This is a genomic window from Shewanella sp. SM69 (assembly GCF_025653985.1).
Lineage (GTDB): Bacteria > Pseudomonadota > Gammaproteobacteria > Enterobacterales > Shewanellaceae > Shewanella > Shewanella oncorhynchi.
This window is the reverse complement of the sequence record NZ_JAKKRV010000001.1, coordinates 382986-394842: the sequence shown is the minus strand read 5'-3', so window position 1 is coordinate 394842 and position 11857 is coordinate 382986. Positions and strand designations below refer to the sequence as shown.

The following is an 11857-nucleotide window of genomic DNA, read 5'->3' as shown; positions in this document are numbered from 1 at the left end:
TTAGGGAAAAGCTAGGTGCCGCTGTGTGATTTAATTCACAGATATGTACGATCTTAAATTCGGCGCAAAGTAGAGTTAACGTGGTTGTATGTAGAAGGTGATTTATATGATGAACAAAAGGGAAGCGAGAGCGAATGTGTTAATCCGCTTATGCTGTTACCTCGACTCAATCGTTGTACCAACATAAGCGGTTTGAATATAAAAGATTATTTATTCTTGCGTTTCTGCCACTTAAACATAATTGAATATTTCCACAGATTATTAATCAGCAAATAACCGACAGCGGAAAAAACCACACCTAGCACGAGACACCCGAGTAAGAATGCCGGACCTATGGTCGCAAGCGATGCTTCAATCCATTGCCAACTTGCTTCGAAGGCAAAATCTTGCGGAGCATGGCCGAGTATTTTAGCTCCGAGCAAATACGCCCCATAAAACATCACTGGCATAGTTAAGGGATTGGTTATCCATACTAATGCAACTGAAACAGGAATATTAACGTTAAATAGAATGGCAAAAGCCGCTGCAACAACCATCTGAAATGGCATTGGGATCCAAGCGACAAATAACCCTACGGCAAATGCGCCTGGGGCGGATTTTCGATTAAGTGCCCATAGATTGGGATTATGTAACAAGCGTCCGAACATGCGTAAGTGTTTATGCTCACGCAAGGTTTCAGGCTTAGGCATAAATCTTTTAATTAATTTTTTTGGCATATGCTGAAATTGCTGTCTTAACTTAATTCACTATGAATCGATTCATGTTTGGCTTTAGTGCCATCTTATTATCAGCGATGTTGTGGCCTTCGCTGCCGCCAGTCAGTTACATACCCTACCTTGTTGTTGGGGCGTTAATCTTACACCGAAAAATCCCTGTCTGTGCAGGTGGGCTCTTTGCGGTAGCATGGCTAACTGGTTTTTGCTTAGGATTATCTAGGCAGGATTTGCCAGTGTTACAACAACCTATACAGGTAAGGGGCGAAATCATATCACTAGTTAGTCGAAACAGCGACTGGCTAAGTTTGGATATATCGCTCATTAAACCAAATTTAATCTTAGGGCCAAACGCAAAATTGCGACTCACGTGGAAAGATCCGCCAGAAGTCGATGTGGGTCAGGTTTGGCTGTTTACGTTGACACCTAAGAGCATTGCTAGCGTGCTAAATCAAGGCGGCTACAACGAACAAAAACAATTAATCAGTCAACATGTTGTCGGTAAAGGACGAGTGATTGAGGCGCAGTTACTTGCGGTTTCGCCTTCATTGCGTAACGACCTCATAAGCGCATTGACACCTGAATTAGCCTCTTTACCTCAAGGTGACATTTTACTCGCTTTGCTTTTGGGGGATAAACATTTGATCTCAAAAGCTCGTTGGCAAGCACTAAGGCAGACTGGCACTGGCCATTTAGTGGCGATTTCCGGTTTGCACCTCTCCGTTGTCGCGGCATGGGTATACGCTTGCCTTTTGTTTGGATTGAGTCGTTTGGTGTCACATCAGAGTCGACGGAATATGACTTTTGCGTTAGTCGCGGCAGGTATAGGCGCCGCATTTTATGCTTATCTTGCAGGCTTTGGTGTGTCGACTCAGCGTGCACTCGTGATGATTTTACTGTTAATGCTACTGAGTTTATTAAAGCGATTTTCTACTGCGTGGGAGCGCTTGCTGTTTGCATTGTTTGTCGTATTGTTACTCGACCCGCTTGCTTGTTTAAGTGCGGGCTTTTGGCTGTCGTTTTGTGCTTTAGGGGTGATTTTATATACCTTAGTCATCCAGCCCAAAGAGTTTACGGCTGTGTCGACTCGAAGGACGCGTGTAGGCGCGGCGCTTTTACAATTTTGGGCTATCCAATGGCGCTTGAGCCTTGGGCTTGGATTACTGCAAGGAGCACTCTTTGGTGGTGTGAGTTTACACAGCTTGTGGATGAATATCCTAGCTGTGCCATGGTTTAGTTTTGTTGTTATCCCATTAGCTATGGCGGGATTTATATGCTGGTTGGTTAGTACTGCGTTTGGGTTCTCTTGGTTGGGACTGCTTCGCCTAAGTGATTGGAGTTTATCACCCTATTCGCAGTTGCTAGACATAAGCCAGCAATTGCCAGCCCATTGGTTAGCGCTTTCAGATACGATATTAGCCTTGGGGTTATCCGCGCTCATCGGTGGTGTGTTATGGCGCTATGTGCCTAAAAATAAAAATTATACTTCTTGGTTAAGCCTGCTGAGTTTACTGTTTATTCCCGCTTTGCTTTTCTGTATTACGCTGTGGTCACCCGTTCAAAATAATCGATGGGCTATGCATTTACTGGATGTGGGCCAAGGTTTAGCTGTGGTTATTGAAAAGAATGGTAGAGGGCTGGTTTACGACACCGGTGCCGCCTTTGGTGATGACTTCAGTTATGCGGAGCGGGTGATATTGCCTTTCCTAAAAGCCAAAGGCATTCAAGAGATTGATTATATTGTTATCAGCCATAGCGATAACGATCATGCAGGTGGTGCCCCTGTTTTGATTGAGGCTTACCCTAAGGCTTTAGTGATCACAGACGTGGCTGGCTTTAGCGGCCAAGATTGCCGTCCAAAGCAGATTCAATGGCAAGGGCTGAGCTTGAATTTGCTTTCTCCGCCTCAAGCGTTAGCGGGTAATAACGGTTCCTGTGTCATACGCATTGATGATGACTGGCAGAGTCTACTGTTTACGGGGGATATCGAAAAGCAAATCGAAACTTCGCTATTAAGTCGTGCCCTAAGTGGTGAGTATGAGTTACAAAGTGAAGTGCTCGTTGCGCCCCACCACGGCAGTAAAACCTCGTCAACAGAAGCCTTTATTGATGCTGTTGCCCCCAAGTTAGTTTTGTTTCCTGCTGGTTTTGCTAATCGCTGGGGGTTTCCAAAATCCACAGTGGTTGAACGGTATCAGCAACGGGAGATTATGGGCCTAACTACAGGTATAGAAGGGCAGATTAGTGTGATTTTTCAGCAGTCTGAGCGAGAGGTTAAGACCTATCGTGGTGATTTAGCGCCATTTTGGTACAACTCTCTGTTTAGATTTGGTGACTTGATTAATCCAGAGTAGAATGCCTACTTTGCCATAATTTAGTGTTATCAATGACAACATCTCCTAAAGACGAAATGTGGACAGTTTTCAAACGATTACTGGGCTATATAAAACAGATGAAAGGCATGTTTATGCTTTCAGTTGCGGGATTAATTATTTATGGTCTCGTCGATGCCGCCTTTATCGCTTTCATCGGCCCCTTTATTGATAAGGGTTTCTCCGGCGGCGCACCTGCTGCGGTGACCAACGGCATAGCATTGCCAACCAGTGAAGGTTTCCACGCAAACAACGACGTGCTTATGATGGCGCCGCTTGTGGTTATCGTTATGTTTTCCCTACGTGGCTTTGCTAACTTTGTTTCGACTTACGGCATTTCATATATGAGTGCACGTTTGATCATGGACATGCGTCAGCAAGTGTTTGAGCATTATCTGAGTCTGCCTGTCAGTTATATGGATAAGGAAAATACCGGTAACTTGATCTCAAAAGTGACTTTTGATACTGAGCAAATCGCTCGAGCATCGGGAAGTGCTTTGATTTCCATCGTCCGCGATAGTGTGACTGTGTTTGGTATGCTGGTGCTGATGTTCTATAACTCTTGGAAGCTATCCCTCTGTATTCTTGTGATTGGTCCTATCATGGGCATGGTCATTGCGGTAGTCAGCCGTCGTTTCCGCAAGGTCTCTAAGCAAATTCAAACAGCCATGGGCGGAGTGAGTGCGACTACGGAGCAAATGATTAAAGGCCATAAAAACGTACTGGCCTTTGGTGGACAGGAAACAGAAGCAACCCGTTTTGCTAAAGTAAACGATCAAAACCGCCATCAAAATATGAAGTTAGCTGTGGCACAAGCCATTAGTCAGCCTCTGATCATGATTATTGGTTCATTCGCCTTAGCCTTTGTACTTTATGCGGCAAGCTTAGACAGCATGAAAGCCGATCTTACCGCGGGTACCTTCGCGACGATTCTTGGTGCCATGATGGCCATGTTACAGCCAATCAAAAACTTAACCCGAGTGAATGCCGAATTTCAACGGGGTATTGCGGCTTGTACCACAGTGTTTGAATTACTGGATACGTTGCCAGAGTCCGATACGGGAACTTATACTGTCGAGCGTGCTAAGGGGCATTTACGTTTTGATAATGTGTGTTTTACCTATGACAGCCAAGATCGTCGTGCACTTGAGAATGTCGATTTTGAAGTCAAACCTGGGCAAACCTTAGCCTTAGTTGGACGTTCTGGCTCAGGTAAGTCGACTATTGCGAGTTTAGTGACCCGTTTTTATACGGGCCTTGAATCCGGCGATATTCTGCTTGATGACGTCAGCATCTACGATTACTCGCTAAAATCGCTGCGCAATCAAGTGGCACTTGTATCGCAACAGGTGACCTTGTTCAATGACACGATAGCCAATAACATCGCTTACGCCTACCCAGGTGAAGCCACTCGTGAGCAGATCATTGAAGCTGCGACCTTGGCCTATGCGATGGAGTTTATTGATCAACTGCCCCAGGGCCTTGATACCCAAGTGGGTGAGAATGGCGTGTTATTGTCCGGTGGTCAAAGACAGCGGATTGCGATTGCGCGCGCTATGTTGCGTGATGCGCCTGTGTTGATCCTCGATGAAGCGACCTCTGCACTGGATACTGAGTCAGAAAAAGCCATTCAAAAAGGGTTAGATAACCTCAGACAAAACCGCACATCTGTAGTGATTGCCCACAGGTTGTCGACCATCGAGAGTGCCGATCAGATTTTAGTGGTGGATCAGGGGCGTATCGTCGAGCGCGGGACGCACCAATCACTATTGGAATTAGATGGCATGTACGCCAAATTATACCAAATGCAATTTGGTAGTTAGATGCAGGCCTTAGTGAATAAAATCTGGTATCAGGGCCATCCACTGCGATGGCTCTTGTTACCTTTATCTGGCTTATTCGTGGTTATCACTTATGTGCGCCGCGCTTTGTTTCACCTCGGGATGAAATCACAAACTGTAATGCCTGTACCTGTCATCGTCGTCGGTAATATTACCGTCGGTGGCAGCGGTAAGACGCCAACTGTGATTTATCTGATTGAATTGCTGCGCCAACATGGATTTCACCCCGGTGTGATCAGTCGTGGTTACGGTGTTGATATTCAAGGCGTTAAATCGGTTTGCTTAGGTGCAAGTGCGGCAGAGGTGGGTGATGAACCTGCCATGATAGTGGCGCGTACTCAAGTGCCTATGGTGGTTGGTGCTAAACGGGTCGATGCGGCCAATGCGCTTATTGCTGAGTTTGGTGTTGATGTCATTATCTGTGACGATGGCCTACAGCATTATGCTCTGGCACGCGATATTGAGCTGGTGGTGATTGATGGTCAGCGCGGTTTAGGCAATGGCTTGCTATTGCCAGCAGGTCCATTGCGTGAAGGCGCGTGGCGTCTCGATACCGTGGATTTTATCGTCAGTAATGGCGGCCCAGCGGCAAAAGGGCAGTTCGAAATGCAACTGACACCTACGGCAGTGAAGCCTGTTAAATGTGATGCGATGTCTGGTGAAAATACTTTCGATAAGTCTCAGCCGCTCGTTGCGATGGCGGGCATAGGTAATCCAGCGCGTTTCTTTGAATCGTTACGCGCACAAGGCTATCAACTGGCCTTCTGCCATGGTTTTGATGACCATCAGGCCTACGATAAAACCCAGTTAGGTGATTTAGCCCAAGGTTTGCCACTGTTGATGACAGAAAAAGATGCGGTTAAATGTCGCGATTTTGCACAAGAAAACTGGTGGTATTTGGCGGTCGATGCCAAGCTATCCCCACAATTTGATGAACAGCTGCTCGCACGTCTTCGCGAGGTGGCTGCAGCTAAACAAGGAAACTTCCATGGCATTCGATAAAAAATTGTTAGATATAGTGGCTTGCCCTGTGTGTAAGGGAAAACTTGAGTACGATAAAACGACGCAGCAGTTGATTTGTAAAGCAGATAAGCTTGCTTATCCGATCACTGAAGGTATCCCTGTGTTATTGGAAAATCGTGCTGTGCCACTGACCGAATCAGCCTAGTGTGACGTGAATGCGCGTATTGTCTCATACGCGCATGCTTGTTTTTTATTCTGCTTATTATCGTTTTAGCTATTTTTAGCCGATTTAAGTTTTTTGTATTGGTAACTGTGCACGTTTCTTCATTACTTTGAGTTTAGTTAATAGCTCATAAATTTTTGTTTATCAGCATTGGTTGCACCCTCTTGGCACTCACCGCGGATTTCTCCTCGACCAGGCTCGATAATTCGGCTTAATTCAATATAACCTTCGCGGCAATAACCCGTCATTTCAAGGGTTTTGATTAAACCCAAATCAACCTGTCTCCCCCAAATTTCTAATGAGTCCTGTAGATCTTGCATCGCGCGACGTTGCTCACGGGAATCTTGCATATTACGTATGCGTGCCTCGTGTGGAAAAGGGCGCTCTGTATCATTCATTGTCGACTTTTCATCGACCAGACGCGCTTTGTAGCTGAAGAGTTTAAGGCCATCGCTTTTAATATCCGTCGTTAACTTATCCCGTAATTTTCCGGCGAGTTCACTCGGGTCAATTGGCGCACTGCTGCAGGCGATGAGCGAGAAACAACTTAAGATGGCAAGGCTGAGATATCGAAACGGCATAATCAAATTTAACTCTTAGTTATTAACTGACAGAAGAATACCTTAATATGGCCCTAAAGTTCATGGATTTATGGCATTCTCATTGGCTGAGTACGCGCCGATAGGTGTAATGGATTAAGGATGGGCGAGTAATGTTGGCGTTTTGGTCGAATAAATGGGCGCAAATCGAATGGGATATGAGCCTGACTCAAGGTATATGCCTTATGTTCTTGGCGTTATGGATCTACGCCATATGGCCAAAAGAAGAGTTAGTGCAGCTCCGGCGGGATAAACATCTCCAATTACGTTTGTTGCTGACGTTGGTGGGGATCAATGCACTGTGGTCGTTAAATGCCAGTATTCAAACTGGGTTGCATCTGCATTTTCTGGGAATTGTCACTTGTATGCTGATGTTCGGCTGGCGTCTTGCGACTCTAGTGTTGCTGTTGCCGAGCGCTTTTTTTAGTCTTTTTGTATTAAAGCAGCCCGCTGATTTTGGTGCTTTTAGTTTGTTCGCTATGGCCGTGCCGCTGTTTCTGTGTTTTATCCTATACAGTCGCAGTTACCATTTATTTCCTAAGCATATTTTTGTATTCATCTTCGTCGGTGGTTTTATCAATGCGGGCCTCTCAACTGTATTTCATCAATTGAGTTGGGCGATGTGGTTGTGGTCTGCAGCGGATTGCGATTGGAATGTGTTAGCGGACGACTACCTGATGCTAATCCCTTTGCTGGCATTCCCAGAGGCATTGCTTAATGGAATGGCGGTGACGCTATTGGTGGTGTATCAGCCCCAGTGGTTATTTGATTATTCTGACCGTGAATATTTGTGGCGTAAGTAAATGCGATAAAAGAATGTGATAAAACAACGCAATAAAAGAACTGCGCCCGAAACCTCGTCATTCCAACGTAAAGCCTCTGTAAGGAGCCCATTGAACAGACGATTGAAAAGGTTATTGGACGCACTTATTTGTATATTTGCGCTGACCGTTGCGCCGTGATTTAGGCGAAGCGTTGGTCTAAGTAGTTAATGATTTCTTTTGATTCATATAACCACTGTACTTGACCGTTTTCTTCAATCCGCAGACAAGGCACTTGCTGTTTGCCGCCTTGAGCGATGAGTTCATCTTTATGCGGTGCTTTTTTAGCGTCGTGGGTCACTATGTTGAGTCCTTGGCGACGCATTGCACGGCGGACTTTTACACAAAATGGGCATGCAGGATATTGATACAGGGCTAATGCTTGAGTTTGAGCATCAATTTTTTGTTGCTCAGCCAGTGGACGTTGGCGCTTCTTAGGGCTAAATACGAAGTTTAAAAACAGAATAATCCTGCCTAAAATCCAGCGAATGATAAACATGTTATTGACCTTAATGATAATTTTTGTTGAAGAACATTTGTGCGTCATGGCGCCACAGAAAGCGTGCGGCGAGTCTGGGTCCAGTCGTTTAAAAACTGTGATCTCAGTTGTATAAAGGCCGCAGAGTGTAACCTATGGCACTAAGCACGGCCAACATTTTAGAGTGAATTAACAGATAGATGATTTGATTGTAGAAGAATGGTTTTTGATTGGTTATGACGCTTAGCCATAAGGTAAAAGCCCGCTAAAGTCGAACTTTAGCGGGCTTAGTTTTATATAAAAAGCAAGTTAATTGGCTAAGTTATTGAGCATCAATGGTGAGGCTCACTTGGGCTGCATTCTGGGTTAAACTCACTCGGCTTTCGAGCAAGAAGATCCGCTCTGGAGCAATTTCTTTCACGTCCACAAGGTAAGCTTTAACGGCTTTCGCTCTTTCTTGGGCCAAATTACCCAACATGCCATCGTTAACATTCTGTGCTTTTACCGACAGATTATATAAAGCGATATGCCAGCGGGTGGTGATTTCGTCATCGGAAAGCTGCGCGTCTTTGGCCTCTGCGATAACAGTGTCTTTGATTTGGGCAGGATCGGCTTTAACTTCTTGTTCATAAAGCTTTACTAGCGCATCAGCAAGCGGCCCTTGGGTCGGGAATTGGCTCGGACTTAAATCATCAGGTAACGCACTGAATTCGATATTGGCTAATTTAGCCAATTTACGCTTCATGATGCGCTCAGCAATGGCTTGGCTGTCATTGATGGCATCGACTTCCCCTTCAACGCTAAGCTTGAGCATAGGTCTGTCGAGTAAGGCGCTAGCGAGTTTGTCTAAACTTTTTTGCTCATCTTCACTTAGGCTGAATTTGCCTGCGGCAAAGCTGATCTTATCTAAGGTTTCGTCAGAGCCTATGAGTCCTGCTAAGAAAGTGAAGGGCGCTGTGACGGCTTTAGTGATTACATTGGTAATCGCCGTCATTATGATGCTGCCGACACTAAAGCTAGGTGAGTCTAAATCGCCAGAGACTTCCATGCCTAAATCAATCACGCCGTTACGGTCCTGCAGCAGGGCAATCGCGAGCGTGATGGGTAAGCTAGTGGCAAGGTCACTGTCACTGGGTTTACCAAGTTTCAGTTGGTCTATGACCAGATGGTTACTGCCCTTGAGCTTGTTCTTATCGAGTTGATAGTTCAGCGATAGTGATAGCTGCCCTTTATCTATGTAGTAACCCGCATAGGTGCCTGAGTAAGGATTGACTGAGGTTAACTCAACGCTCTTAAAGACTAAGTCGAGATCTAAATATGGCATATCTAGCAAAGGGTTAATATCGCCTTTTAGAGTTACAGGCGCATACTTGTCTATCTTACCTTTGATATCGACCGAGGCCTTAGTCCCTGGCGTGGACGACAGGTGAGTGATATTGCCTTCAAGCAGCTCAATTCCCGAAGCAAAATTCGGAGTCAGTGAGTTATCGGCAAAGTAAGCCGAGCCTTGGCTAAAGCTAATTTTTTGAATATCGAGGCTTAACTCAGGCGTTGTCTTGCTTGCCGTTTGCAGCTCGGTTTGCTTAGCACTGGCTGTGGTTGTGTTTTTAGTTGTCTTGCTATTTGCAGCCGGAGCCTCAACGATAAGATCGCTGATATTAGTGGTTCTATCTTTGGCTATCACCACTTTGGCGTAGGGTTGATTAAAGGCTAAGTGATCAATTTTGATTTGATTTTTCTGTTGGTCAAAATCCAGTTGATTGATATTCATTTTTTGCCATTTGACCAGCGGAGCATTACGCAATTTGTCATGAATAGCTAAATCATCGAGCTCAACACTGCCACCGTAAATGGCTTTGCCTTTAGCATCGGCGGTCAGCTTGCCTGCTGAGCTTAATAGACCGCTCTTGAGCTGGATATTCACGTAGGGTGCTAAATAGGGCTGAAATTGGGTTAATGCCAGCTTATCGAGTTGGATATTGGCATCTATGGTTTCGCCCGTCACATCGACTTGGCCTTGAGAGCTCAAAGTACCTTGACCATTGAGGCTGAGTTGTAGCTCATATTCAATCGGAGCGGTTAAAGTACTCGTTATGACCTTAGTTGAAAAATTAAGCGGATACACTCGCCATTGCTGCGGCGTTGCCGTTAGCTTTTGTTCTGATAGATTAAGGTCATAGTTTTCAATATTGAGCGCATCGAGTTGCACTAACCAAGTGTCTTTTGAAGGTGTCTTAGGCGCTTGCTTGACTGGCTGTTGAGGATTTGCCTCTGAAGCGGTGTCTGCAGCGGTTTCTTTAGTGGCATTAGTGGTGACATTTGCAGTCGCTTCTGTCTTTTGTTCTGTTTTATCACTCTCGTTAGTTGCGGCTAATTCGCTTTCCGTTGCTTTGTCTGCGCTATCGCTTGCATCAGTAGCAGTCTCTGCTATTTGACGTTTTTCTTCCACTTGCGCAACTTGTACGTGCTCTAGCGATTGAGCATCTGCTGGCTTAGCATCGATTGGTTTAGCAACCGGCTGCGTAGTCGTTGTGGAGGCGCTTAACGATTTAGGCATGAATAAGCCAACAAGATCGAGCCCGTCTTGGTTCAAAATGGCACTCATTGTTAGGCCATCGCTGTGGAGTTTGTTGATATGCACTTTCTGCTGCTTCAAGTTGGCTGAAATGCCGTCGAGGGCAAACATGGGGAGCTTGACCACTGAGCGATCTTTGTCGTTAATGTTAAGTTTTTCAACAATAAACTGGCCATTGTTGCTAGTGACTTGTAACTCACCATTCTCGGCAAGATCCACTTGATACTGAGTTTTAATACTGAGCTCGCCATCCGTGAGGACGGGATTAAATTGATCGTCGATAAATCGCCATAGTGGTGTCAGTTTCAGTTTGGCGACTTGGATGTCACCCGCAACTTTTAGCGGGAACAATTGGAATTGCCCCTGCAAACTGATTTCACCAGCATGATCATCACTGAGTTGTATCGCATAGTGATTGTGCTTGATAGGCACAATGGGTGAGTCAGACGTTGATTGAGCGTTTGGTGTCGTATTATCAACTTTGTTTACTTTTATGGCTGGTGTTATCGATGCCGATGATGCCGCCATCAAATATTCAGTATCAAGGTAACTGAGTTTTAGATTGATATTGGGGTAGTTCACTTGAGCGTGGGTAATTTTGTCATCGAAGTTAAATTGTCCTGCATCCAACACAAATTGGCTGAGCAGGACACGAACGGGTGAGCTGGCTTCAGCGGGTGTCGTTTCTGTATCGGTGGATGAATGCTCGTTCAAGGTCTGCAGAATATCGTCGAAGTTGAATCCAGCTTTCCCTTTTTTTTCCCCGCGAATGATATGTGCGTAGGGCGCTTGTATGTGTATGTTTTCGATAACGGCGGCGCGATTAAAAACAGATCGCCAAAAGTGTATTTCGAATTGGACTTGTGCAATGCCAGCAAAAGGTTTGTCGTCTTTTTCTTTAATGGCCAGTTGGTCGATTTCGACTTTGAAATTAAAAGGGTTAATGCGTATATCACCGAGGGTGACGGGACGAGCGAGCAGAGTTGAGAGTTTTTCTGGTGCCAGCGTGGTTATCGCATAGGGGAGGATTAAACCTAATGTGCAGACATAGCTAAGGTAGACTGCTGTGAGGTAAATAATCACTCGCAGGTATCTTGGGAGGGCAAAAAAAGAGTGTCTGAATTGCGATAACTGGGTCAGCATTAATATCAAGGCTCCAATGCATAAGACAGGGAAAAACTTCCATAAGTACGGACATTCTAGCGAATAATGCTAATGTTTCCAGAAATTATTTATATTTTTACCAATGAAATCTTGGTATTACACAGACAA

9 protein-coding genes are annotated in these 11857 nt (G+C 45.3%); 5 read left to right on the top strand and 4 right to left on the bottom strand.

Features of this window, described 5'->3' with window-relative positions:
• Window positions 1-206 precede the first annotated feature (206 nt).
• Window positions 207-716 carry a DUF2062 domain-containing protein gene (locus tag L5M37_RS01875; protein WP_028760402.1) on the bottom strand — a complete coding sequence of 170 codons (510 nt, stop codon included), beginning with the start codon at window positions 714-716 and terminating at the stop codon, window positions 207-209.
• A gap of 32 nt (window positions 717-748) precedes the next feature.
• Between L5M37_RS01875 and L5M37_RS01870 the strand changes: the two genes are divergently transcribed.
• Genes L5M37_RS01870 through L5M37_RS01855 form a run of 4 tightly spaced genes read left to right on the top strand, consistent with a single transcriptional unit; the run spans window position 749 to window position 6094 of the window.
• Window positions 749-3067 (top strand): DNA internalization-related competence protein ComEC/Rec2, encoded by a 2319-nt coding sequence (locus L5M37_RS01870; RefSeq protein ID WP_263199183.1) that lies wholly within the window; start codon window positions 749-751, stop codon window positions 3065-3067.
• 32 nt (window positions 3068-3099) lie between these two features.
• Window positions 3100-4908 (top strand): lipid A export permease/ATP-binding protein MsbA, encoded by a 1809-nt coding sequence (gene msbA, locus L5M37_RS01865; RefSeq protein WP_105252892.1) that lies wholly within the window; start codon window positions 3100-3102, stop codon window positions 4906-4908.
• Window positions 4909-5928: a tetraacyldisaccharide 4'-kinase gene (lpxK, locus tag L5M37_RS01860; RefSeq protein WP_263199181.1), complete on the top strand. Its 1020-nt coding sequence runs from the start codon at window positions 4909-4911 to the stop codon at window positions 5926-5928. It abuts the gene before it with no gap.
• On the top strand, window positions 5915-6094 hold the full coding sequence (locus L5M37_RS01855; protein ID WP_263199180.1) for a Trm112 family protein: 180 nt from the start codon (window positions 5915-5917) through the stop codon (window positions 6092-6094). Before lpxK ends, L5M37_RS01855 begins: the two co-directional genes overlap by 14 nt.
• A gap of 137 nt (window positions 6095-6231) precedes the next feature.
• On the opposite strand, the gene L5M37_RS01850 is transcribed toward L5M37_RS01855, so the two are convergent.
• On the bottom strand, window positions 6232-6693 hold the full coding sequence (locus L5M37_RS01850) for a hypothetical protein (RefSeq protein WP_263199178.1): 462 nt from the start codon (window positions 6691-6693) through the stop codon (window positions 6232-6234).
• 131 nt (window positions 6694-6824) lie between these two features.
• Here L5M37_RS01850 and L5M37_RS01845 point away from each other — a divergent pair, with 131 nt between their 5' ends.
• On the top strand, window positions 6825-7514 hold the full coding sequence (locus L5M37_RS01845; RefSeq protein WP_263199176.1) for an energy-coupling factor ABC transporter permease: 690 nt from the start codon (window positions 6825-6827) through the stop codon (window positions 7512-7514).
• A 160-nt stretch (window positions 7515-7674) separates the two neighbouring features.
• On the opposite strand, the gene L5M37_RS01840 is transcribed toward L5M37_RS01845, so the two are convergent.
• Both L5M37_RS01840 and L5M37_RS01835 read right to left on the bottom strand, forming a co-directional pair.
• A complete protein-coding gene (locus tag L5M37_RS01840) occupies window positions 7675-8031 on the bottom strand; it encodes a glutathione S-transferase N-terminal domain-containing protein (protein WP_028760396.1) in 357 nt (118 codons plus the stop codon).
• Between the two features lie 301 nt (window positions 8032-8332).
• Entirely contained in the window at window positions 8333-11728 is a 3396-nt protein-coding gene (locus L5M37_RS01835; protein WP_263199175.1) for a DUF748 domain-containing protein, read from the bottom strand.
• Between the last annotated feature and the right edge of the window lie 129 nt (window positions 11729-11857).